This is a genomic window from Arsenicicoccus bolidensis DSM 15745 (assembly GCF_000426385.1).
Classification (GTDB): domain Bacteria; phylum Actinomycetota; class Actinomycetes; order Actinomycetales; family Dermatophilaceae; genus Arsenicicoccus; species Arsenicicoccus bolidensis.
This window is the reverse complement of sequence record NZ_AUFG01000005.1, coordinates 1-20,873: the sequence shown is the minus strand read 5'-3', so window position 1 is coordinate 20,873 and position 20,873 is coordinate 1. Positions and strand designations below refer to the sequence as shown.

25 protein-coding genes, 1 tRNA gene and 1 pseudogene are annotated in these 20,873 nt (G+C 72.6%); 7 read left to right on the top strand and 20 right to left on the bottom strand.

What is annotated here, in order from left to right; genetic code table 11:
• Window positions 1-74: 74 nt before the first annotated feature.
• From K313_RS24395 to K313_RS0104145, 3 genes are all read right to left on the bottom strand, one after another.
• Complete coding sequence (locus tag K313_RS24395) at window positions 75-407, bottom strand: hypothetical protein (RefSeq protein WP_051273994.1); 333 nt, start codon at window positions 405-407, stop codon at window positions 75-77.
• 131 nt (window positions 408-538) lie between these two features.
• Window positions 539-1,120, bottom strand: a complete 582-nt coding sequence (locus K313_RS0104150; RefSeq protein WP_029210553.1) for a type IV toxin-antitoxin system AbiEi family antitoxin domain-containing protein — start codon at window positions 1,118-1,120, stop codon at window positions 539-541.
• 146 nt (window positions 1,121-1,266) lie between these two features.
• Window positions 1,267-1,343 (bottom strand) — tRNA-Pro (locus K313_RS0104145).
• A gap of 173 nt (window positions 1,344-1,516) precedes the next feature.
• Here K313_RS0104145 and K313_RS24685 point away from each other — a divergent pair.
• Entirely contained in the window at window positions 1,517-1,645 is a 129-nt protein-coding gene (locus K313_RS24685; protein WP_019285733.1) for a hypothetical protein, read from the top strand.
• Window positions 1,646-1,741: 96 nt separating this feature from the next.
• Here K313_RS24685 and K313_RS19960 read toward each other — a convergent pair.
• The 5 genes and pseudogenes from K313_RS19960 to K313_RS0104115 form a co-directional block, all read right to left on the bottom strand.
• A pseudogene (locus tag K313_RS19960) lies at window positions 1,742-2,601 on the bottom strand (SDR family oxidoreductase).
• Window positions 2,602-2,917: 316 nt separating this feature from the next.
• Window positions 2,918-4,387 carry a ribosome biogenesis GTPase Der gene (der, locus tag K313_RS0104130; protein ID WP_034251684.1) on the bottom strand — a complete coding sequence of 490 codons (1,470 nt, stop codon included), beginning with the start codon at window positions 4,385-4,387 and terminating at the stop codon, window positions 2,918-2,920.
• A 103-nt stretch (window positions 4,388-4,490) separates the two neighbouring features.
• The gene (locus K313_RS0104125) at window positions 4,491-4,937 is read right to left on the bottom strand and encodes a helix-turn-helix domain-containing protein (RefSeq protein ID WP_029210551.1); all 447 of its coding nucleotides are present in this window, start codon (window positions 4,935-4,937) and stop codon (window positions 4,491-4,493) included.
• Window positions 4,937-5,617, bottom strand: a complete 681-nt coding sequence (locus tag K313_RS0104120) for a hypothetical protein (RefSeq protein ID WP_029210550.1) — start codon at window positions 5,615-5,617, stop codon at window positions 4,937-4,939. The genes K313_RS0104125 and K313_RS0104120 overlap by 1 nt, the downstream gene beginning before the upstream one ends.
• A 37-nt stretch (window positions 5,618-5,654) precedes the next feature.
• Complete coding sequence (locus tag K313_RS0104115; protein ID WP_029210549.1) at window positions 5,655-6,638, bottom strand: helix-turn-helix transcriptional regulator; 984 nt, start codon at window positions 6,636-6,638, stop codon at window positions 5,655-5,657.
• Between the two features lie 90 nt (window positions 6,639-6,728).
• Here K313_RS0104115 and K313_RS0104110 point away from each other — a divergent pair, with 90 nt between their 5' ends.
• Window positions 6,729-7,115, top strand: a complete 387-nt coding sequence (locus K313_RS0104110; protein WP_029210548.1) for a VOC family protein — start codon at window positions 6,729-6,731, stop codon at window positions 7,113-7,115.
• Here K313_RS0104110 and K313_RS0104105 read toward each other — a convergent pair.
• From K313_RS0104105 to ald, 10 genes are all read right to left on the bottom strand, one after another.
• Window positions 7,112-7,759 (bottom strand): lysophospholipid acyltransferase family protein, encoded by a 648-nt coding sequence (locus K313_RS0104105; RefSeq protein WP_029210547.1) that lies wholly within the window; start codon window positions 7,757-7,759, stop codon window positions 7,112-7,114. The genes K313_RS0104110 and K313_RS0104105 overlap by 4 nt on opposite strands.
• A complete protein-coding gene (cmk, locus tag K313_RS0104100; protein ID WP_084412455.1) occupies window positions 7,752-8,507 on the bottom strand; it encodes a (d)CMP kinase in 756 nt (251 codons plus the stop codon). Before cmk ends, K313_RS0104105 begins: the two co-directional genes overlap by 8 nt.
• A 10-nt stretch (window positions 8,508-8,517) precedes the next feature.
• Window positions 8,518-9,681: a prephenate dehydrogenase gene (locus K313_RS0104095; RefSeq protein ID WP_029210545.1), complete on the bottom strand. Its 1,164-nt coding sequence runs from the start codon at window positions 9,679-9,681 to the stop codon at window positions 8,518-8,520.
• Complete coding sequence (locus tag K313_RS0104090) at window positions 9,678-10,763, bottom strand: pseudouridine synthase (protein ID WP_084412453.1); 1,086 nt, start codon at window positions 10,761-10,763, stop codon at window positions 9,678-9,680. The genes K313_RS0104095 and K313_RS0104090 overlap by 4 nt, the downstream gene beginning before the upstream one ends.
• 1 nt (window position 10,764) lies before the next feature.
• Entirely contained in the window at window positions 10,765-11,394 is a 630-nt protein-coding gene (gene scpB, locus K313_RS0104085) for an SMC-Scp complex subunit ScpB (protein ID WP_029210544.1), read from the bottom strand.
• Window positions 11,387-12,424, bottom strand: coding sequence for a segregation and condensation protein A (locus K313_RS0104080; RefSeq protein WP_029210543.1), 1,038 nt, complete (start codon window positions 12,422-12,424; stop codon window positions 11,387-11,389). Before K313_RS0104080 ends, scpB begins: the two co-directional genes overlap by 8 nt.
• Window positions 12,425-12,429: 5 nt before the next feature.
• The gene (locus K313_RS0104075) at window positions 12,430-13,266 is read right to left on the bottom strand and encodes a ParA family protein (protein WP_084412477.1); all 837 of its coding nucleotides are present in this window, start codon (window positions 13,264-13,266) and stop codon (window positions 12,430-12,432) included.
• A gap of 180 nt (window positions 13,267-13,446) precedes the next feature.
• A complete protein-coding gene (locus K313_RS23375) occupies window positions 13,447-13,791 on the bottom strand; it encodes a hypothetical protein (protein WP_156911131.1) in 345 nt (114 codons plus the stop codon).
• Between the two features lie 50 nt (window positions 13,792-13,841).
• Window positions 13,842-14,819, bottom strand: coding sequence for a site-specific tyrosine recombinase XerD (gene xerD / locus K313_RS0104070; RefSeq protein ID WP_156911130.1), 978 nt, complete (start codon window positions 14,817-14,819; stop codon window positions 13,842-13,844).
• Window positions 14,789-15,904 carry an alanine dehydrogenase gene (gene ald / locus K313_RS0104065; protein ID WP_029210541.1) on the bottom strand — a complete coding sequence of 372 codons (1,116 nt, stop codon included), beginning with the start codon at window positions 15,902-15,904 and terminating at the stop codon, window positions 14,789-14,791. The genes xerD and ald overlap by 31 nt, the downstream gene beginning before the upstream one ends.
• A gap of 148 nt (window positions 15,905-16,052) precedes the next feature.
• Here ald and K313_RS0104060 point away from each other — a divergent pair, with 148 nt between their 5' ends.
• Window positions 16,053-16,679, top strand: a complete 627-nt coding sequence (locus K313_RS0104060; RefSeq protein WP_029210540.1) for a hypothetical protein — start codon at window positions 16,053-16,055, stop codon at window positions 16,677-16,679.
• Between the two features lie 22 nt (window positions 16,680-16,701).
• On the opposite strand, the gene K313_RS0104055 is transcribed toward K313_RS0104060, so the two are convergent.
• On the bottom strand, window positions 16,702-17,691 hold the full coding sequence (locus K313_RS0104055; RefSeq protein ID WP_029210539.1) for a helix-turn-helix transcriptional regulator: 990 nt from the start codon (window positions 17,689-17,691) through the stop codon (window positions 16,702-16,704).
• A gap of 62 nt (window positions 17,692-17,753) precedes the next feature.
• Here K313_RS0104055 and K313_RS0104050 point away from each other — a divergent pair, with 62 nt between their 5' ends.
• Together K313_RS0104050 and K313_RS0104045 are read left to right on the top strand one after the other, a co-directional pair.
• Entirely contained in the window at window positions 17,754-18,323 is a 570-nt protein-coding gene (locus tag K313_RS0104050; RefSeq protein ID WP_029210538.1) for a DinB family protein, read from the top strand.
• Complete coding sequence (locus tag K313_RS0104045; RefSeq protein WP_029210537.1) at window positions 18,323-18,871, top strand: mycothiol transferase; 549 nt, start codon at window positions 18,323-18,325, stop codon at window positions 18,869-18,871. The genes K313_RS0104050 and K313_RS0104045 overlap by 1 nt, the downstream gene beginning before the upstream one ends.
• A gap of 87 nt (window positions 18,872-18,958) precedes the next feature.
• Here the strand turns inward: K313_RS0104045 and K313_RS0104040 are convergent, their stop codons facing one another.
• On the bottom strand, window positions 18,959-19,567 hold the full coding sequence (locus K313_RS0104040) for a DUF1648 domain-containing protein (RefSeq protein ID WP_029210536.1): 609 nt from the start codon (window positions 19,565-19,567) through the stop codon (window positions 18,959-18,961).
• Window positions 19,568-19,665: 98 nt separating this feature from the next.
• Between K313_RS0104040 and K313_RS0104035 the strand changes: the two genes are divergently transcribed.
• Together K313_RS0104035 and K313_RS0104030 are read left to right on the top strand one after the other, a co-directional pair.
• The gene (locus K313_RS0104035) at window positions 19,666-19,899 is read left to right on the top strand and encodes a YlcI/YnfO family protein (protein WP_029210535.1); all 234 of its coding nucleotides are present in this window, start codon (window positions 19,666-19,668) and stop codon (window positions 19,897-19,899) included.
• On the top strand, window positions 19,866-20,219 hold the full coding sequence (locus K313_RS0104030) for a type II toxin-antitoxin system PemK/MazF family toxin (protein WP_313535875.1): 354 nt from the start codon (window positions 19,866-19,868) through the stop codon (window positions 20,217-20,219). The genes K313_RS0104035 and K313_RS0104030 overlap by 34 nt, the downstream gene beginning before the upstream one ends.
• Window positions 20,220-20,873 lie beyond the last annotated feature (654 nt).

Genomic DNA, 20,873 nt, shown 5'->3' with positions numbered 1-20,873 from the left:
AGGCCCCTGCGCCGGGCGACGTCGTCGGGGGTGAAGAGCAGGACGCCGGGCCGGATGTCCTTGTCCGCCCCGACCTAGTTGGGGTTGGCGTGGTGGCGGGAGTGCTTGCGCATCCACCAGCCGTGACTCAGGCCCACGACCAGGGTGGCGACCAGGCGCGCGGCCCCTCGTTGGCGGCGCCCGTGACGAAGATCTGCCGAGGCCAGTGGCGAGGCGGGGGCAGCAGCTGGTGCGGCGCCGGCCGCGGCAGCGGTCTGGTGCTCCCGGCGCCGGGCCAAGAACCCTGACCGGATGCCGGCCCACGCGCCGCTCCCGCCCAGCCCGGGGTTGCCCCGGCCGACCCCAGCGCGCTCCAGGCGGTACTCCACCTCGGTGTTGAGGATGTACTCGTGTCCGTAGACGCTCATGACGGTGCCCTTCTCGGGTGGTGTCGCCGGTCCTTCCGACACCTCCACACTGGGCTGCTGAGGTAGGCCCCCACATCGGACGGATGCCCTATCCCCCACCTCCGACCCCCTCAGATCCGACCACCGGGGCGCTACAGCAGGACCTGCAGCGCGGTCCGGACGGCCGGTCGGGCCTTGGGGAAGTCCTCCGCCATCGACAGCAACGTCGCTGGGCTGCTACACTGACGCGCCAGCCATCGTCTGAGGGCCGCGTGAGCGAGGTCGGCACCCCAGTCGTGGCGCAACCGGAAGACGTCGAGGATCGTGCGCTCCGGCGAGTACAGCCCGATGCGCCCGCCCCCGGGCAGCGACTGCTGGGTCCGGCCGACCTCGAAGGTGGCCGGGTCGAAGCGGTGCCAGCGCACCGGCGAGATCGTGATCCTGGGGGGCTGGCTGCCCCGCGGCAGGGCGATGTCGCTCCTCATGGGGATCTCGTCCGTCAGGTCGTGGATGGACAGGGCAGACAGCAGGCAGATGGTGGCCTGCGGCTTCTTCGCGGTCGCGGCGATCAGAGCGGCGGTCGTGGCATCCGTCAGCCCTGTCCTGATGAAGGCGCCTGGCGCAACGCGTTCAAACTCCGCCTGGGCCACGAGCTGCTCCAGGCCATGCCGGCTGAGCCCGTGGCGGGCCAGGTCGCCATACGCCAAAAAGTCCGGGAGCTGCCGCTCTGCCATGATCACCCACCTCAGCAGAAAGCATGCCACATCATGCCAGTGTGTATGCGATTCTGCCGCCTAGCTGGGTGCGTCGTCAGTCCTCGACGTGCGCAGAGACACTCCAATGACAAAGGTCCCGGGAACTTAGCGTTCCCGGGACCTTGTGGTCGGGCTGACAGGATTTGAACCTGCGACCCCTTGACCCCCAGTCAAGTGCGCTACCAAGCTGCGCTACAGCCCGTTGCCCACCGCGGTGAGCGACACGTCACCTTAGCGCACGAGCGGCCACGATTCCCAATCGATCCCGCCCACCGCTGCCGCCCCGCAGGAGCGCCTACCCCAACCCTCACACAACGGGAATGTCTGTCCTCTCCCGGTCGTTGAACGATCCAGGAACCACCGAGAGGAACCCCCATGTCCCCACGCCGCACGAAGGCCTACCTCGACGCCCGCCACCTGCTGCGCAAGCACCAGGAGACCCACGGGGAGCTGCGCGGCGTGATCGCGCGCCGCACCGAGAGCGAGCCCACCGGCCACGAGTGACGCGGGCTCGGCCCACAGACCGGCGCGGATCCACCTCCTACCCCCTTGGAGGTGGATCCGCGCCTTTGTCGTGCGGGGACCGCGGTTGCGAGGAGGTCAGCGCGGCGGGGTGCTGCGCAGGTATTCCTCCAGGCTCGTCGGCCGCGAACCGGTGAGCTCGTGGACGGCACTGCTCACCGTCGCCATCGTGCCGTCGGCGATCGCGGTGTAGGTGCTCACCCAGGCCTCGACCTGCCAGTCGGGGGCGCCGTAGCCGGCCCGGGAGGCGTATGCCTCGTCGAGCGTCTCGTCGTGATGGCTGACGCGCGTCCCCCGCACCGCGGAGATGGTGCTCGCCACCTCGTCGAGGGTCAGCGCCTGCGGCCCCGTGAGGTCATAGGTGCGGTTGGTGTGCGCGGCCGGGTCCGACAGCACCGCGGCCGCCGAGCGCGCGACATCGGCTCGCGCGACGAACGCGCAGGCGCCCTCTCCCGCAGGCCCGCGGATGACCCCGTCCTCGCCCACCAGCGCCTCGGTGAAGTCGAGATAGAGGCTGTCACGCAGGAAGGTCCACGCCATGCCGGAGGCCTTGAGGTGCTCCTCGGTGGCGTGATGGTCGCGCGCGAGGGTGAAGGTCGCGTCCGGCGCCGCTCCGAGGAACGACGTGTAGACCACGTGCGCACCCCGGCCGCCGCGGCCGCGTCGACGAAGGTGCGGTGCTGCGCCAGGCGGTCCGCGCTCTCGGACGCCGACACCATGAACAGCACGTCGACCCCGGCCAGCGCCCGCGTCGCCGCGTCCAGGTCGCCGAACTCGGCGGCGGCGACGTCCGTGACCGCGTCGTGGTGCGGCACCCGCGGGCTGGACGGGTCACGCACGACGAGGCGGTGCGGCATACCGGCCTGGTCGAGGAGCCGGGAGACCAGCCCCCCGAGCTGTCCGGTGGCTCCGGTCGTGGCGAGGGTCGTGCTCGTCATCAGGTCCTCCTCGACGTCGTCGTGGGCTGGGCATGGTCAGCGCTCGGAGCGCGGCCCCACACGTTCTCAGGCCGTGCGGCGTGCGAGTGCGCGCTCGGAGCGCGCACCGCACACGTCTGCGGTCGCCCGGCGTGCAGGGTCCGCGCTGTCACCGCAGGCCCTGCGCAGGCTGAGGCCGCCGGGCGTGAACAGTCTGCGCTCGGAGCGCAGACCCCGCACGTTCTCCGGTCCGTAGCGTGCGAAGGCCGCGCTCGGAGCGCAGCCCCCGCACGTTGCCACAGCGCCGACGCACCCACCCCGGCCGTATGCCGGGTGCCTACCGCGACTGCCGGCCGCGCTTCTCGCGCACGCGCACCGAGATCTCGATCGGCGTGCCCTCGAAGCCGAACTCCTCGCGCAGCCGCCGCTCGAGGAAGCGCCGGTAGCCCGCCTCGATGAAGCCGGACGCGAAGACGACGAACCGCGGCGGTCGCGTGGACGCCTGGGTGGCGAACAGGATGCGCGGCTGCTTGCCTCCGCGCACGGGGTGCGGGTGGGCGGCGACGATCTCGCCGAAGAACGCGTTGAGGCGCCCGGTGGGCACGCGCATGTCCCACGAGTCCAGGGCCGTCTCGAGATAGGGCACGAGCTTGCCGGTGTTGCGCCCGGTGAGCGCCGACAGGTTGACGCGCGGGGCCCACTGGATCTGGACGAGCTCGCGCTCGATCTCGCGCTCGAGGTAGTAGCGGCGCTCCTCGTCGACGGTGTCCCACTTGTTGTAGGCCACGATCAGGGCGCGGCCGGCGTCGACGACCTGCTGGATGACACGGATGTCCTGCTCGGAGATCGGCTCGCCGGCGTCGACGAGGACGATGGCGACCTCGGCCTTCTCGAGGGCCGACTGGGTGCGCAGGCTGGCATAGAAGTCGGCGCCACGCGTCTGGTGCACGCGCCGCCGGATGCCGGCGGTGTCGACGAACCGCCAGGTGGTGTCGCCGAGGCGGATCAGCTCGTCGACCGGGTCGCGGGTGGTGCCGGCGACGGTGTCGACGACGACGCGCTCCTCCCCCGCCAGGCGGTTGAGCAGCGAGGACTTGCCGACGTTGGGGCGCCCGAGCAGCGCCACGCGACGCGGCCCGCCGCGCTCGTAGGCGCCACCGACCTTGGACACCTCGGGCAGCACCCGCAGCACCTCGTCCAGGACGTCACCGGAGCCGCGGCCGTGCAGCGCCGAGACGGGCCACGGCTGGCCGAGCCCGAGGCCCCAGAGCATGGCGGCGTCGGCCTCGGCGCGCTGGTCGTCGACCTTGTTGGCCACGAGGATCACGGGCTTGCCGGAGCGGCGGAGCATCTTGACGACGGCCTCGTCGGTGTCGGTGGCCCCGACGGTGGCGTCCACGACGAACATCACGGCGTCGGCCAGCTCGACGGCCACCTCGGCCTGCTCGGCGACGCGCAGGTGGATGCCCCGGGCGTCGACCTCCCAGCCGCCGGTGTCCACGAGCGTGAAGCGCCGCCCGGTCCACTCCGCCTCGTAGGCGACGCGGTCGCGGGTCACGCCGGGCACGTCCTCGACGACGGCCTCGCGGCGGCCGAGGATGCGGTTGACCAGGGTGGACTTGCCGACGTTGGGGCGACCGACCACGGCCAGCACCGGCAGCGGGCCGGCGTTGTCGTCGTCGTCCTGCGAGCCCGGCTCGGCGTCGATGAGGGCGCGGTCCTCCTCGGACAGCTCGAAGTCCTCGAGCCCTGCACGCAGCGCCTGCTCGACCCCCTCGTCGAGGGTGTCGTCCGCCGCGGATCCCACCGGGGTCTCGTCGGAGGTCGGGTTGTCGTGGTCGGTCACGTGAGCGGTCCTTCAGCAGTCCTTGCCGTATGCCGCGGAGCGGGCACCGGCATCCCATTGTCCCTCATGCCCCGCTGCCGCCCGAACGAGCGACGCGACGCATCCGGACGACCAGCGAGGCCGCCGGCGAGACCTTGCCGGACGCGTAGGTCGACAGCCGTGACGATGACGTGCCGATCCGCTCGGCGAAGGCCTTGCGCGACAGGCCGCTCGCGGCGACGAGCGCCGTGACCTCGTGGGCCACCGCCGCCTTCTCGGCAGCCTCGGCGGCCGCGCGTGCGTCGGCGATCGAGCGCTGCAGGAGCGGCGTCACGCCATACGGTTGCTCATAGCTGAAGTAGTCCTCGAGCGAGCGCGCCACCGGACCCCACGGGTCGGCCTGGACGGCGCGGTGGATCCGGCGCCAGTCGGCCAGACCGCCGCGCTCCACGGCCGTGACCAGCCCCTCGTAGGGCCACGACTCGACCGGGTCGCTCGGGTCGGCATCGACGTTGCGAAAGCTCAGCGCCATCACTCGTCCCGGTCCACCATGACCGCGGCCAGGTCTGCGCACACCTGCACCACCGCCGACCAGTCGTGCCACCGGGGCAGCAGCCCCTTGTATCGAGGCAGCTCGTCGATCGTGCGGCGGTCGCGGGGGTCAGGCTGGGCCAACCGCTCCACGAGAAGTGTTGACACGGCACCCTGCTCGTCGGATCGGTCCGCGTAGTAGTCGTCGATGGCGAGCAGCGTCGTCACGGCAGGCGCGTGACCCATCGCGTCCGCCAGGGCAGCGACGTCGAGGTAGTCCCGGGTCTGGTTGCGCTGGACCACCAGGTAGGCCTTGACGCGCAGGGTCTCCTCGATCGTCGGCACCACCAGCTCCCCGGCGCCGGCCACCTCGACGCGAGCGGTCTCCAGCGGGCGACGCCGTCGCAGCTGTCGAAGCCCTGCCTCGACCCCGTCCAGGGAGCCGAGGATGGTGAACGGCGGGGACGACGCCCGCACGCTGGTGGCCCAGCCGTCGCTCGCCTCGACCGCGTCAAGGACAGCCCCGTAGCGCTCGACCAGATCGGTCAGGACATGGTCGTGGTCGAAGGACTGGCGGTGACCGGCGTAGTAGGCGGCTGCCGAGCCACCGACCAGCACGGCATCCGGCACCAGCCGCTGGAGCCGGACGGCCGACTGCAGCACCTCGGAGAGCACATCCATGAAATGATCATATCTGATAACTCAAGGCAATGCCTTCCTATGAGCCCGCGACGTCAATCGATGGCACACAGGCGTGGACCCGCACGAGGTCCGCGGCCAGCTCGTGCATGCGCCGGCGCGCGCTGGCCGGGGCGATGACCTCGATGTGATCGCCGAACTGCAGGAGCTGGCGGACGGCCTCCGGGTGGTCATAGCGGACGACGATCTCCACGACCAAGCCGTGTCCGACGTCCTGGGTGTCGCTCGCCTGGACCAACCGCGTCCCGAGGATCCGGCGTGCGAGGTCGATTCGATCAGCACGCAGGTGCGCCGTCACCAGGATCCTCCCGCCTGGCTCGGTGTGGCGTCGCAGATCTCCCCACACCGAGGAGAGGGTCTCTCCTGCGCGACGTCGGGCGGGCTCGTCCAGCACCTCGTGCTCCAGGAGGCGGCTGAGGGCGAGGAGTCGCGGCGCCGTGTCGACGTCGGCGACGAGGTACCAGGGGCCTCCCTTGCTCGCCAGCCCGAAGGGATCGATGACAAGACTGGTGGGTTCGGCCTGCCCGCTCCCGCGATACCGGATCTGCAGCCGCCGACCTGTGCGCACTGCGGCCAGAACCGCGGCAACGTCGACGGGTGCTTCGTCGCTGGCCCAGGGGGTGTTGTCCACCACGATGAGGTCGGCCAGTCTCGCTTGCTCGGGTGCCGGGAGTCGGCGCGTGGCCAGCTTGCGAGCTGAGGACCGGGCTTCCGCCTCGAGGTTCAGCAGTGCGAACGAGCGTTGATCCAGGCCAGCGAGCAGGAGCACCTCCACCTCGTCAGGGTCGAGGCGCGCCGCGTTCAGTCGTGCCCCTTGCATCAGCACGATGGCGCCACGCCGCCCGCGTTCGGTATAGACCGGCACTCCCGCGGCGGACAGCGCCTCGACGTCACGCAGGATGGTCCGGCGTGACACCTCGAGGCGTTCGGCCAGGTCAGCACTGGTCATCCGCCCGTGAGTCTGCAGCAGCAGCAGGATCGCGATCAGCCGGGACGCTTTCACGCCCACATTCTCGCCGCAAAGATGACAGGAGCTGTCGTCTTTTGACGATGCGGTGGGGCTGTCCGAGCATCCCGCACCGAGGAGACCCTGATGCCCACACCCAACCTGTTCATCGTCTACGTCAGCGACGCCGCCGCATCGGCCGATTTCTACAGGCGGCTGTTCGACATGAGACCGACGATCGCCAGCCCGCGGTTCGCTGAGTTCCGCATCGCGGAGGGGGCAAGCCTGGCGTTGTGGTCGGGCTCCACGACCTCGGTGGACGTCCTGGCTTCGCGGACGAGCGAGGTGTGCGTGAACCTGACCGGCGGCCCAGACCGGATCCGTGCGGAGTACGACCGCTGGCGGGGCCTGGGGGTGGACATCGTCGAGGAGCCGCACGAGGACGTGTTCGGCCTGACGTTCCTCGCCCGTGACCCCGACGGCAACCTTCTGCGGATCGCTCCGGTCGATCCCGACCCGGCGCAGATCACCTAACGGTGGGCGGCGACGTGCTCGCGCAGGTGCTCGTGGATCTGGGACGTCGCGAGGCGGAGGCGCTCGCGACCGGGGACGCCGGCGGGCGCCTCGACGGAGAAGGGTTCGCCGAACGCCACCACCATCCGCGCGCCCGGCCGGGGCAGCGACCCGGCACCTCGTCCGGGAGCGCGCGTGCCGACGCAGGCCACGGGCACGACCTGCGCGCCGGTCTGCAGCACGAGCCAGGCGGCGCCCTGCTGCACGGCGGCGACCTCTCCGGTGCCGCGGGTGCCCTCGGGGAACACGCCGACCACTCCCCCGGCATCCAGGACCGTGCGGGCCGAGGCCAGGGCCTGACGGTCACCGGTCGTGCGGTCGACGGGGATCTGCCCCAGCCGCAGCAGGAGGCGACCGACGCGGCCGGCATACAGCTCCTGCTTGACGAGGAAGTGCGGGGTCCGGGGCGCGACCGCGGCGACGAGCGGGCCGTCGAGCACGCCGCTGTGGTTGGCGACGAGCACCACCGGCCCCGACGCGGGGAACGACGCGCGCCCGAGGACGGACAGGCGATAGAGGCGCAGGACTCCCCGCACCGCCCGGGCGGTCGCCCCCATCAGCCGGTCGCTCGCGAGGGCGGGATCGAGCTCGCGGCGGTCAGTCACGGATGCGGCCCAGGTCGGACGCGATCTGGTCCAGCACCGCCTCGACCGAGCCCTGCAGCGTCAGGTCGGAGGTGTCGATCGTGGTGACGCCGGGCGCGGCCTGCATGAAGCTCGAGACGGTCGAGTCGTCGCGGTCGCGGCGCACGATCTGGTCGCGGGTCGCCTCGACGTTGGCGGTGGAGGCATTGCCGTGCAGCTCGGTCGAGCGTCGCGCGAGGCGGGCCTCCTCGCTGGCGTAGAGCAGGATCCGCACGTCGGAGTCCGGCGCGACGACGGTCGTGATGTCACGCCCCTCGGCGACGATGCCGCCGCGCTCGCGCCCGACCAGCCCGATGATCTCGCGCTGCCGCCGACGCAGCTCGGCGCGGACCTCGAGGTTGGTGGCGACGGCGCTGACCTGGGTCGAGATCTCGGTCGTGCGGATCGGCACGGACACGTCGGTCCCGCCCACCTCGACGCTCGGCGACTCGGGGTCGGTCCCGATGGTCAGCGGCATGGCCCGGACGGCGGCGGCCACGCGCTCGCCGTCGGTCAGGTCGACGTGCTGGTCGAGGCACCACCAGGTGGCCGCGCGATACATCGCCCCGGTGTCGAGGTAGCCGTAGCGCAGCCGCGACGCGACCGCTCGCGCGACGCTGGACTTGCCCGACCCCGAGGGCCCGTCGATGGCGACGACGACCAGGTCAGGGCCGTTCATCTGGTCGCCTGGCGGGGTCGGAGCGGGGGTCTGCGAGGCGCTGCTGGTCATGCCCGCGAGCCTAGTGGATCCGCCATCCCGTGGACCGCAGGTGGTCGCGCAGCCGGTCGCTCGCGGCGGGCAGCACCGACACCTCGGCCAGCGCGACCGGGTGACCGACGGCATGCTCCAGGTGCAGGTCCTCGATGTTGATGCCCGCGTCGCCGACCTCGGCGAACAGCCGCCCCAGCGAGCCCGGCTCGTCGGGGATCACGACCGTGACCACGTCGTATGCCGTCGGCGCGCCACCGTGCTTGCCGGGGACGAGGGCACGGCCGCGGTTGCCGTCGTCGAGGAGCCGGGCGAGCACGGCCCGGGCACCGGGAGCACCGGGGGCGGGGGCGTACCGCCCGCCGCGCGCGTTCGCGTGCTCGCCGCCACGGTCTCCGTGAGGGCCTTCGTCCGCGCCGTTCGTCGACGCCTCGTCGGCCAGCGCGGCGAGCGCCTCCAGGGCCGCGGCGAGGTCCTCCTGCACGTCGAGCAGCACCTCACGGACCCCGGCGGCGTTGCCCGCGAGGATCTGGGTCCACAGCTGCGGGTCGCTGGAGGCGATGCGGGTGACGTCGCGCAGGCCCTGGCCGGCGAGCCCCACGGCGTGCTCGTCGCGGTCGCGCAGGCGCGCGGCCGTGAGGGTGGCCATCACCTGGGGGACGTGCGAGACGGCCGCGACCGCCGCGTCGTGCTCGTCGGCCGTCATCACGACGACCTCGCCCCGGGCGGCGGCGGCCAGGGCGCGCACGGCGTCCACCGCCTCGGGGGCCGACCGTGGCGTCGGCACGACGACCCACGCCCGCCCCTCGAACAGGTCGGGCCGTCCGGCCACCGCGCCGGATCGCTCGCGCCCCGCCATGGGGTGGCTGCCGACATACCGCTCGACGGACCCGGAGCCGGCAAGGGCCGCGACCCCGGAGGCGATGGCGCCCTTGACCGAGGCGACGTCGGTCACCGCGGCCCCCGGCCAGCGCTCGAGCTGCTCGGCCACGACCCGGGCCGCCACGTCCGGGGGCGCGGCGACGACCACGACGTCGGGCGTCTCGTCGTCGATGGTCCCGGCCCCGAGGTCACGGGCGAGGGCCGCCGCCGTCGGGGACGGGTCCTGCAGGCTGACCTGCCACCCGGCGGCGCGCAGCGCGAGCCCGATCGACGTGCCGATCAGGCCGGTGCCGACGATCCGGGCTCGGATCACAGCTGGGCCGCGTCGTAGAGCGAGGACACCTCGGCGCGCGTGAGGGCCCGCATCTTGCCGGCCTTGAGGGTGCCGAGGCCGACCTCGCCGACCTTGATGCGGACGAGGTTGAGCACCGGGTGGCCGACCGCCTCCATCATGCGGCGGACGACGTGCTTGCGACCCTCGTGCAGGACCACCTCGACGACGGCCTTGCCCGGCGAGGAGTCGACGACCTTGAACGAGTCGACGCGCACGGGACCGTCCTCGAGCTCGACGCCGTCCCGCAGCTGCTGCCCCAGGTCGCGCGGCAGCGGGCCGGGGACCTGCGCGAGATAGGTCTTGGTGACGCCGTACGCCGGGTGCTGCAGCCGGTGCGCGAGCTCACCGTCGTTGGTCAGCAGGAGCAGCCCCTCGGTGTCCTGGTCGAGCCGTCCGACGTGGAAGAGCCGCTGCTTGCGGCCCTCGCCGAGGTAGTCGCCGATGTCCACGCGGCCGAGCTCGTCGTGCATGCTCGTCACGACGTTGAGCGGCTTGTTGAACGCCAGGTAGACCTTGCTCTCGTCGAAGATCACCCGGTCGCCGTCCACGTGGACCTGCTGGGTCTCGGGGTCGACGCGCACCCCCATGTCGGTGACGACGTGGCCGTCGACCTGGACGTGCCCCTCGGCGATGAGTCGCTCGCAGGTGCGGCGGCTGCCGACGCCGGCGCTCGCGAGGAGCTTCTGCAGGCGGGTGCCCTCGGGGTTGTGCACGTCGACGTAGGGCTCGGTGGAGCGGGCGCGCTGCGGCTGCTGGGCGGCGCGACGCTGCCCGGCGATGCGCTTGGCCCCGGGGCCCATGCGGCGGGGGGCTCCCGGCGCGCTCGAGCGGCTCGTGCCGCCCGACCCACCTGAGCGACCCGCGCCACCAGCGCCAGATCCGCCCGTGCGGCCGGCGCCGCCGGAGCGGTCGAAGCCTCCCGTGCCGCCGGAGCGGCCTGCGCCCCCAGAGCGGCCGGAGCCACCCGAGCGGTCGGAGCCACCCGTGCTTCCGGTGCCGCCGCGGCGGCCTCCGCCGGCGGACCCGGATGACCTGTTGGACCTGTTCGGCTGCGGACTCATGTCAGCGCCCCTGTTCTGCGATCTCGTCGAGGATGTCGGTGTCTGGCAGGTACGGCGCCAGGGCCGGCAGCTCGTCCAGGCTCGAGAGGCCCATCCGCTGCAAGAAGTAGGGGGTCGTGCCGTAGAGCACGGCCCCGGTGGTCTCGTCGTGGCCGGTCTCGGTGATCAGGCCACGGGTCATGAGGGTGCGGATCACGCCGTCGACGCTGACGCCGCGGACCGCGCTGACGCGGGCCCGGGACACCGGCTGCCGGTAGGCGATGACCGCGAGGGTCTCCAGGGAGGCCTGGGTGAGCTTGGCGCGCTGCCCGTCGAGCAGGAACTTCTCCACGGCCGGGGCGTACTCCGGGCGGGAGTAGATGCGCCAGCCACCGGCGAAGTCCCGCAGCTGGTAACCACGCGAGCCCTCGTCATACTCCCGGGCCAGGTCGACGAGCTGCTCGCGCACCTGGTCGAGGGGGACCTCCAGCGCGGCCGCGAGGGTGCTCTCGTCGATCGGCTCCTCCACGACCATGAGGACGGCCTCGAGCGCGCCGCGCAGCCCGGCCGGGAAGTCGCGGACGTCGAAGACCTCCTCCTCGACCTGAGGTTGCGGCTCCACAGCCTCCACCTCGACCTGAGCCTCAGACATTCGTCTGCCCTCCTTCGTGGTCCTGACCAGCAGGTATGTCGGCCGCCGCGGCCAGGGCGGCCTCCGCCATGAGGCGCTGCTCCTCGTCGCTGGGGTCCCCGTCGCGCTCGGTGACGGACTCGCCGCCCGCGATCACGGCGGCCGCGGCCATGTCGGCGGCGTCGGCGGCGTCCACGTCGTCGAACTCCCCCGTGATCTCCACGTCCTCGCGGTCCTCGCCGGTCCACCGCACGTCGAGCTCGCCCAGGGCCTCGGCCTGCTCGAAGGACACGACCGCCTCCTTGAACAGCTCGAGCAGGGACAGGAACCGCGCGACCACGACGAGCGTGGAGTCGGCGTCGGCGACCAGGGAGCGGAAGGACATCGTGCCGTGCGAGCGCAGCCGGCCCACGACGATCGACGCCTGCTCGCGCACCGACACCTGAGCGGCGTGCAGGTGGGCCAGGCCCACGGTCGGCGCCTCGCGCGGGGTGAGCGCCCGGGCCGCGATCATGGCCAGCTGCTCCGGCGTGACGGCCATGACCAGCTCGGGCAGCAGCCGGGCGAACTGCGGCTCGAGCCCGGCCTGGCGTGCCGTGATGCGGCCGTGCGTCGACATGCGCTCGGCGAAGGCGCCGGCGATCTGCTTGTAGGCGCGGTACTGCAGGAGGCGGGCGAAGAGCAGGTCACGCGCCTCGATGAGGGCGAGGTCCTCCTCGTCGTCGGGCCCCGAGCTGGGCAGCAGGCGCGCGGCCTTGAGGTCGAGCAGGGTCGCCGCCACGAGCAGGAACTCCGAGGCCTGGGAGAGGTCCCAGTCCTGCCCGCCCTCGTCCGCGGCCTTCTGGGCAGCGCGGATGTGGGCGATGAACTCGTCGGTGACGGTGGCCAGCGCGATCTCCGTGATGTCGAGCTTGTGCTTGCTGATCAGCCCCAGCAGCAGGTCGAACGGCCCGTCGAAGTTGTCCAGGTGCACCTCGAACGGCGTGACCGCCGCTCGTCGGGTGATGACGCCGCCCGGCGTGGCCTCCGCTGCCCGACCTGGCTCGGTCATGACGCTCAGGCGGCACCACCGCGGGCGATGAGCTCCCGCGCCAGCCGGCGGTAGGCCTCGGCGCCGCTGTGCGCGGACGCGTAGGTCGTGATCGGCTCGGCGGCCAGGGTGGCATCCGGGAACTTCACCGTGCGGCTGATGACGGTGTGGAAGACGGTGTCGCCGAAGTGGTCGACCACCGAGCGGACGACCTCGCGGCTGTGCAGCGTGCGGCCGTCATACATCGTCGCCAGGATCCCGTCGATCTGCAGGCGCGGGTTGAGGCGGTCGATGATCTTCTCGATCGTCTCGACCAGCAGGGCCACGCCGCGCATGGCGAAGAACTCGCACTCCAGCGGGATGACGACGCCGTGCGCCGCCGTGAGGGCGTTGACGGTGAGCAGGCCGAGGGACGGCTGGCAGTCGATGAGGATCACGTCGTAGTCGTCCATCACCGGGCGCAGCACCCGCGCGAGGATCTGCTCGCGAGCGACCTCTCCGACCAGCTGGACCTCGGCGGCGGACAGGTCGATGTTGGCCGGGATGATGTCGACGTTGTCGGTGCGCGTCGGCTGGATGACCTCGCGCACGTCCAGGCCGCGCTCGACGAGCAGGTTGTAGATCGTGGTGTCGAGGTCGTTGGTGCGGATCCCGAAACCCACGGACAGCGCGCCCTGCGGGTCGAAGTCGACCATGAGCACCTTGCGCCCGAGCTCCGCGAGCGCCGCCCCCAGGTTGATGGTGGTGGTCGTCTTGCCGACCCCGCCCTTCTGGTTGCACATCGCGATGACGCGCGCCGGGCCGTGGCTGGTGAGCGGCGGCGGCTCGGGGAAGTCGATCATGGGTCGGCCGGTCGGGCCCATGTTGCCCTCGAACACCCCGTCCGTCCCGGGGAGGACGTCATGACGCGGCGACTCGTAGGCGCTCGGCTGCTGCTGGGTCTGCTCCGGGTGGCTCACCGGTCGATCATCTCCCACGCTGGTGCGGCGGTCTGCGTCGCGCAGATCAGTCACACGTGACCATACCGTGACCACGGTGCGTGATCACACTCCGGTCACGTGGTGACCTGTGCGAGCGCGCCGGCGACCTGCAGGGCGACCTCGTCGACCACCTCGGGTCCGGCGCCGCGACCGACGACGCTGGCGCTGCTGCTCTGCGCAGAACCCGCGCTCGAGCTCCTCCTCGTCCGGCTTGGGCATCGGGTTCTCCGCCTGCCACCGGGCGAGCTCGTCCGCAGTGAGCGGTCGATCGGTGAGCGGGACGTATGGCGCGGAACCGCGCGGCAGCTGACCGCTCGTCGGCACCATGGGGGCCATCGGCCATCGTCGCCGCAGGTAGCGCTCCGCAGGAGGCAGCGGCCACCACAGCAACCACTCGGGCAGCATCACGCCCTCACCCTAGGGATGAGCGCCCTGGTCGCCGCACCCCACCCGCGACCTCAGCGAGCACGAGGGTGGGACTCGGCAAAGACCTCGCGGAGCCGTTGGACGGTGACCTGGGTGTAGATCTGCGTGGTCGTGACGCTCGCGTGCCCCAGCAGCTCCTGCACCACGCGGACGTCGGCGCCGCCGTCGAGCAGGTGGGTGGCGAAGGAGTGCCGCAGCGTATGCGGTGACAGGTGCTGGTCGAGCCCGGCGCGCTCGGCTGCGACCTGGATGACGGCCCACGCGCTCTGCCGGGACAGCCGGCGACCGCGCTGGTTGAGGAACAGGGCGGGTCCGCCGGATCCCTTGGCGGCGAGCAGGGGGCGGGCGCGCACGACATACGCGCCGATCGCCTCGCGGGCGAAGGACCCGAGCGGGACGAGCCGCTCCTTGCCGCCCTTGCCGAGCAGCCGGACGGCGGCCTCCTCCTCGGGCACGTCGGGCCCGGGCAGGTCGTCGAGGTCGAGCCCCACCGCCTCGGAGATGCGGGCGCCGGTGGCGTAGACGACCTCCAGCAGCGCACGGTCGCGCAGGGACACCGGGGTGTCGCCGACGGAGGCCGCCTCGAGGAGTCGCTCCACCTCGTCGATGCGGATGGCCTTGGGCAGCCGCGTCCCCACGGCGGGCGGCCGCACCTCGCGGGCGGGGTCGACCTGGGTCACGCCCTCGAGCAGCAGGAACCGGTGCAGGCCGCGCACCGCGATCAGGGCGCGGGCGGCCGAGGACGCCGACAGGGCCGTGCGTCCCGGCGCGTCTCCCTCGCCCGGCGCCGGCGTGCGCAGGTGCGCGAGGAAGGACGCAACGTCCTCCTCGCGTACCTGCGCGATGTCGGTGATGCCGCGCTGCTCCAGGTAGGCCTGGTAGCGGCGCATGTCACGCCCGTAGGACGAGAGCGTGTTGTCGGACACGCCCCGCTCCACGGTCAGGTGGTCGAGCCACCCACGGATGGCGCGCTCCGGCTTCAGCGCAGCACCTCGTCGACCGGCGTGCACTCCAGGTCGAAGGCCTCGGCCACGCCGGGGAAGGTCACGCGGCCGTCGTAGGTGTTGAGCCCCAGCGCGAGCGCGTGGTCGGCCTCGAGCGCCGCACGCCAGCCCTTGTCGGCGAGCGCGACGGCATACGGCAGGGTCGCGTTGGTGAGGGCGTAGGTGGAGGTGTTGGCCACCGAGCCCGGCATGTTGGCGACGCAGTACATCGTCGAGCCGTGCACCTGGTAGACGGGGTCCGCGTGGGTCGTGGGCCGCGAGTCCTCGAAGCAGCCACCCTGGTCGATGGCGATGTCGACGAGCACCGAGCCGGGGCGCATCTGCGACACGAGCTCGTTGGTGACGAGCTTGGGGGCCTTGGCGCCGGGCACGAGGACCGCGCCGATGACCAGGTCGGCCTCCCGCACGGCCTGGGCGACCTCGAGCGCGTTGGAGGTCACCGTGTTGAGGTGGCCCTGATAGATCGCGTCGAGGTAGCGCAGCCGGGCGATGTTGATGTCGAGCAGCTTGACGCGGGCGTGCATGCCCACGGCGATCTGCGCGGCGTTGAGGCCGGCCACGCCGGCGCCGAGGACGACGACGTTGGCGCCCTGCACGCCGGGCACGCCGCCCATGAGGACGCCGCGTCCGCCGTTGGTCTTCATGAGGTAGTACGCGCCGACCTGCGCGGCGAGCCGGCCCGCGACCTCGGACATGGGGGCCAGCAGCGGCAGCGAGCGGTCGGGGAGCTGGACGGTCTCGTAGGCGATGCCCGTGACCTTGCGCTTCATGAGCTCCTCGGTCAGCGGGCGGTCCGCCGCGAGGTGCAGGTAGGTGAAGAGGGTCTGGCCCTCGCGCATGCGGTGGTACTCGGCCTCGATCGGCTCCTTGACCTTGAGGATCATGTCGGCCTGCGCCCACACCTCGTCGGCCGAGTCGATGATGGTGGCCCCGGCCGACGTGTAGTCCTCGTCGGTGATGGACGACCCTGCGCCCGCGGACTTCTCGACGACCACCTCGTGACCGTGAGCGACCAGCTCGTGCACACCCGAGGGGGTGATCGCCACACGGAACTCGTTGTTCTTGATCTCGCGGGGGATGCCAACCAACATGTGCTCTCTCCTGTCCACGCCGGGGACGCCGTCGGCCCCGTGCTCGACCTGGCTCCGGAGGGATCGCCCCCGTCGCCCGACACTCGCGAGTCTAGCCACGGGGGTGTCGCCCCCTCCTGCGGGGTGGGGTCCCGGCGACACTGGGCCCATGACGCTGTATGCCGCCGCCCCGGCCCGACGACTCCGACAGGTCCTGGGCGACCTGCTGCTGATCGGGTGGATCGCCTCGTGGGTGTGGGTCGGGCGCCTGGTGCAGGACACGGTGGTCCGCCTCGCCGACCCCGTCGTGGGGATCCAGTCACGGGCGAGCGACCTGGGTCGCACCATGCGCGACGCCAGCTCGTCGGTCGGTGACCTGCCGATGGTGGGCGACACGCTCAAGGTGCCGTTCGACAAGGCGTCGGGCACCGGCGACGGCATCGCGCGGTCGTCGGGCGACCTGGTCGCGCAGATCCAGCAGATCGGCTGGCTGCTGGGCCTGCTCACGGCGGCCGTCCCGATCCTGCTCGTCACCTTGTGGTGGGTGTCGCGGCGCGTGGCGTTCGTGCGGGCGGCGACGGCCGCGCAGCGGTACGTCGACTCCGAGGCCGACCTGGACCTGTTCGCGCTGCGCGCCATGGCCCGTCAGCCCCTCGAGCGCCTGACCCGCATCTCGCCCGACCCGGTCGGCGCCTGGCGCCGCGGCGACCCCGAGGTCGTGCACGCCCTGGCGCTGATGGAGCTGCGCGAGCAGGGCCTGCGACCCCCGCCTCCGCGCGCCGCCTCCCCGCGCTGAGCCCCAGGACCCCGCCGACCGGTCACGTCCCGACACCCGCCCCCGCCCGTCCCTGACCGGTCGGTGGACGGGCGGCGGCCGTGGCGCGTGCCGCGAGCACGGCCATGGCGTCCACGAGCTCCGGCGGTGAGACGACCTCCACCGCGTCGGCGAGCGCGAGGACGTGCCACGCCGCGCCCATGAGGTCGTCGGTGCCCACCGTGAGGACGCACCGGTCGGGCCCGTCCTCGGTCACGACGCCGATGGTCGGGGGCACCTGGTCGCGCACCGCGTCCGCCGGGGCGGACAGGCGGACGACGATCGTATGGCGCTGCCCGCGCGTCCCCAGGGCCTGGCGGACGTGCTCGGCCGGGTCGGGGCACGGCCGGGGCGTGAAGCGCCAGGTGGTGACGTGGACGTCCGAGGTCCGGTCCACGCGAAAGACCCGCCAGTCGTCGCGGTCCAGGTCCCACGCCAGGAGGTACCACCGTCGCCCCGCCACCACGAGGTGATAGGGCTCGACGCGTCGCTCGCCCGTCTCGCCCCCACGCTTGACGTAGCCGAAGCGCACCTGCACGCGCCCGCGCGCCGCGGTGGCCAGGTCGGTGACGGCGCCCACGTCGACCCGCGCTCCCCCGGGCGCCAGCGCCACCGTCGTCTCCTGCACCGCGGCCACCCGCTCGCGCAGCGGCCCGGGCATGACCTGCTCCAGCTTGCCCAGCGCCCGGACGGAGGCGTCGCCGATGCCCTCGACCGTGGCCTGCGTGGCCAGGCGCAGGGACACCGCCAGCGCCACGGCCTCGTCGTCGTCCAGCACCAGCGGGGGCAGCTCGCGTCCCGTCACGAGGCGGTAGCCGCCACCGGTCCCCGCCGCCGACTCGACGCGGTAGCCCAGGTCGCGCAGGCGCTGCATGTCACGGCGCAGCGTCCGGTCGGTGACGTGCAGGTCGGCGACCAGGTCGGGGCCGGCCCACACGGGCCTGGACTGGAGCAGTGACAGCAGGCGCAGCGCCCGCGCGGTGGTGTCCGCCATACGTCCCATCCTGCCGGACGCTGCGGACAGGAGGTGTCCGCAAGGGGCGCGACAGTGAAGCCATGAACACGTCACGGACCACCTCGCCGCTCGACTGGACCGCTCAGCTCGACGAGCAGCTGCACTGGCACTGGACGCACCAGCTGCGCGCCAGGCTCGACGGGCTGACCGACGACGAGTACCTCTGGGAGCCGGCCCAGCCCGCCTGGACCATCCACCCGGGCGAGCCGACCACCATCGACTTCGCCTATCCCGAGCCGGTGCCCGCACCGGTCACGACCATCGCGTGGCGGCTGGCCCACGTCATCGTGGGTGTCCTCGCCATGCGCAACCACGGCCACTTCGGCGGACCGCCCGCCGACTACCAGTCGTGGCCCTATGCGACGACGGCCGACGGGGCGCTGGCCCAGCTGGACGACGCCTACGCCGCCTGGCGCGCCGGGACCACCGCCCTCTCCCCCGACGACCTCGCCGCACCCTGCGGTCCCACCGAGGGCCCGTATGCCGACCTGCCGCTCGCCACCCTGGTCCTCCACATCAACCGAGAGGTCATCCACCACGGCGCCGAGATGGCGCTGCTGCGCGACCTCTACGCCCACCGAGACACCCTGACCGACAAGGAGATCCGCTGATGTACGCACCCACCACCGACCCCGAGCTCGCGATGCTGGCGGGCTACGCCGACTCCCAGGTCGACGCGCTGCACGCCTCGCTGCGTGGCCTCACCCACGAGCAGGCAGCCGCTCACCCCGCCCGCAGCCGGCTGAGCCTCGGCGGGCTCGTGCGGCACACCACCTGGGTGCTGCGCCAGCACGCCGGGTCCGGACGACCGGGCGACTTCTCCGAGGAGGGTGTCGCCGCGTTCATGGACACCTTCGCCTTCGACGACCGGCACACGGTCGACGGCGTCCTCGCCGAGCTGGACGCCGCCCGCGCCGACTGCCGGGCCCGCACCCTGGCCTCCGACCCGGACGAGGAGTCCCTGCAGCCCCCGGCACCGTGGAACGGCCTGCCGGCGACGACGGCCACGCGGCGCTACGAGATGCTGCACCTGGTCGAGGAGCTGGCGCGGCACGCCGGCCACGCCGACATCCTCCGCGAGCAGCTCGACGGCGCGCTCGTGCCCGACCTCGAGGCAGCCGAGGCAGGACGGTCGGTGTGGGAGCCGGCCGTCACCTGACCGCCGGAGCATGGACCGGGGGCGGCGTCGATCGGGCGAGGTCGCGAAGGCGATGTCGATCGGGCGAGATCGCTCAGGCGAGGTTGCTCAGGCGAGCTCGGCGTCGTCCTCGCGCGGCCGGTAGCGCCGCCCCACCACCATCCGCCCCACCACCAGGCCGACCAGCAGCAGGTAGGTCCCCAGCAGCACGGGGACGCTCCATCCGGGCGTCTCGCCGCCGGGGCGGTGCGCGGCGATCCCGATCTGCACGTCGACGGCCGTCAGCAGCCCGACGGTCGCCGCGACGAGCAGCACCAGGTCCTCGCGCACCAGCCGCTCGAACCTCACCAGCCGGCGCGGCCGCTCGAGCCACCACTGCTTGTGGGGCACGTTGATCCCGTCGGGCCACACGAGGGCGAGTCGCGAGAGCCAGACCATCGGGTAGGCGAGGGCCAGCGGCAGGAGCACCGACATCGCCAGCGCCGTGCCGCGGCTCGACCAGTCGTCGGGGACCGTGCTGCCCGACCAGTGCGTCGGTACGCGCTCGGGCAGCGTCGCGACCAGCCACACCAGGGTCGTCAGCCAGGCGAGGGTCGCCACCGCGATCGCGAGCCGCGGTCCCCACGACGCCGGTTCGCGGGGCAGGTCCCGCGCCTCGCGGGCGACGTCCTTGCGCGCAGCCTCCCGCTGCTGCCACGTCTCCCCGGTCTGCGTCATACGGCCAATGTATGACGACCCACCCAACCCGGCGTCGCGGCAGCCGCCCCGGACCACCTGCATCCCACCTCGGGATGCAGGCGCGGTAGGATGACGCCATGTCCTCTCAGATCGCCGTCCGCCTGCCGGACGAGATGGTGACCTACCTCGACCGGGCCGTGGCCGCCGGCGAGGTGCCGAGCCGGGCCGCGCTGGTCGCCGTGGCGATCGAGCGCGAGATGCGTCACCGGGCCGCCGTCCGCGACGCGGCGATCCTCGCCGAGCACGGCGCGGGCGACGATCTCGACGACCTCGTGACGTGGTCCGCGTCCTCCCTCGACCTGGACCGCTGACGGTTGTGCGGGAGATCTGTCTGGCGCGCGCCGACAAGACTCGGCCCGTGCTCGTCCTCACGCGCGAGGCCGCCCGAGGCGCCATGACCAAGGTGACCGTCGCCCCCATCACCTCCACCGTCAAGGGCCTGAGCAGCGAGGTCCCGGTGGGTCGCGCCAACGGGCTGGACCACGCGGGCGCCGTGTCCCTCGACAACGTGGTGACCATCCCTGCGTCACTGCTCGGACGCACGCTCGGATTCCTCACCGACGACCAGGAGCATCAGCTCGCGCGAGCGATCGTGCTCGCCTACGACCTCGACGTCCCCCTTCTCGGCTGACGCCACCCCCGCCCATCGACCGCGCTACACCACTATCGGGGACTCAACTCGCGCCCCGACCTCCGCGCCCAAAGGTGCCCCGTCGGGGCAGGCAGAGCCCTGACGACGTCGCTTTAATCGATCGACGGGCCCCGACAGGTCACTTCCCGTCGGCTGGCGGCCTCGGGCTCAACCCGACGCACCCCGGCAGGTCACTACCTGTCGGCTGGCGGCCTCGGGCTCAACCCGACCCGGCCCGGCAGGTCACTTCCCGTCGGCTAGCCGCCGCGGCTCAACCCGACCCGCCCCGACAGGTCACGTCCCGTCGCCCAGCGGCCTCGGGCCCGACCCGACCCGCCCCGACAGGTCACGTCCCGTCGGCTGGCGGACTCGGGCCCGACCCGACCCGCCCCGACAGGTCACATCCCGTCGGCTGGCGGCCTCGGGCCCGACCCGACCCGCCCCGACAGGTCACATCCCGTCGGCGGCCGCCCTGGGCTCAACCCGACGCGCCCCGACAGGTCACGTCCCGTCGGGTGCCCGCCCTGGGCTCAACCCGACGCGACCCGACAGGTCACGTCCCGTCGGGTGCCCGCCCGGAGCGGGGCTCAGGCCTCGACGCGCTCGAGGGACGGACGGAGGTCCTCCGCGGGCGGGGTCCAGGTGGCAGCCTCG

What these genes read in the sequence shown, in the direction of transcription:
- K313_RS24395 (WP_051273994.1), bottom strand. Translation starts at nt 407, where the DNA reads ATGAGCGTCTACGGACACGAGTACATCCTCAACACCGAGGTGGAGTAC.
- K313_RS0104150 (WP_029210553.1), bottom strand. Translation starts at nt 1,120, where the DNA reads ATGGCAGAGCGGCAGCTCCCGGACTTTTTGGCGTATGGCGACCTGGCC.
- K313_RS24685 (WP_019285733.1), top strand. Translation starts at nt 1,517, where the DNA reads ATGTCCCCACGCCGCACGAAGGCCTACCTCGACGCCCGCCACCTGCTG.
- K313_RS0104125 (WP_029210551.1), bottom strand. Translation starts at nt 4,937, where the DNA reads ATGGCGCTGAGCTTTCGCAACGTCGATGCCGACCCGAGCGACCCGGTC.
- K313_RS0104120 (WP_029210550.1), bottom strand. Translation starts at nt 5,617, where the DNA reads ATGGATGTGCTCTCCGAGGTGCTGCAGTCGGCCGTCCGGCTCCAGCGG.
- K313_RS0104110 (WP_029210548.1), top strand. Translation starts at nt 6,729, where the DNA reads ATGCCCACACCCAACCTGTTCATCGTCTACGTCAGCGACGCCGCCGCA.
- cmk (WP_084412455.1), bottom strand. Translation starts at nt 8,507, where the DNA reads ATGACCAGCAGCGCCTCGCAGACCCCCGCTCCGACCCCGCCAGGCGAC.
- K313_RS0104090 (WP_084412453.1), bottom strand. Translation starts at nt 10,763, where the DNA reads ATGAGTCCGCAGCCGAACAGGTCCAACAGGTCATCCGGGTCCGCCGGC.
- scpB (WP_029210544.1), bottom strand. Translation starts at nt 11,394, where the DNA reads ATGTCTGAGGCTCAGGTCGAGGTGGAGGCTGTGGAGCCGCAACCTCAG.
- K313_RS0104080 (WP_029210543.1), bottom strand. Translation starts at nt 12,424, where the DNA reads ATGACCGAGCCAGGTCGGGCAGCGGAGGCCACGCCGGGCGGCGTCATC.
- K313_RS0104075 (WP_084412477.1), bottom strand. Translation starts at nt 13,266, where the DNA reads ATGGGCCCGACCGGCCGACCCATGATCGACTTCCCCGAGCCGCCGCCG.
- ald (WP_029210541.1), bottom strand. Translation starts at nt 15,904, where the DNA reads ATGTTGGTTGGCATCCCCCGCGAGATCAAGAACAACGAGTTCCGTGTG.
- K313_RS0104060 (WP_029210540.1), top strand. Translation starts at nt 16,053, where the DNA reads ATGACGCTGTATGCCGCCGCCCCGGCCCGACGACTCCGACAGGTCCTG.
- K313_RS0104055 (WP_029210539.1), bottom strand. Translation starts at nt 17,691, where the DNA reads ATGGCGGACACCACCGCGCGGGCGCTGCGCCTGCTGTCACTGCTCCAG.
- K313_RS0104050 (WP_029210538.1), top strand. Translation starts at nt 17,754, where the DNA reads ATGAACACGTCACGGACCACCTCGCCGCTCGACTGGACCGCTCAGCTC.
- K313_RS0104045 (WP_029210537.1), top strand. Translation starts at nt 18,323, where the DNA reads ATGTACGCACCCACCACCGACCCCGAGCTCGCGATGCTGGCGGGCTAC.
- K313_RS0104040 (WP_029210536.1), bottom strand. Translation starts at nt 19,567, where the DNA reads ATGACGCAGACCGGGGAGACGTGGCAGCAGCGGGAGGCTGCGCGCAAG.
- K313_RS0104035 (WP_029210535.1), top strand. Translation starts at nt 19,666, where the DNA reads ATGTCCTCTCAGATCGCCGTCCGCCTGCCGGACGAGATGGTGACCTAC.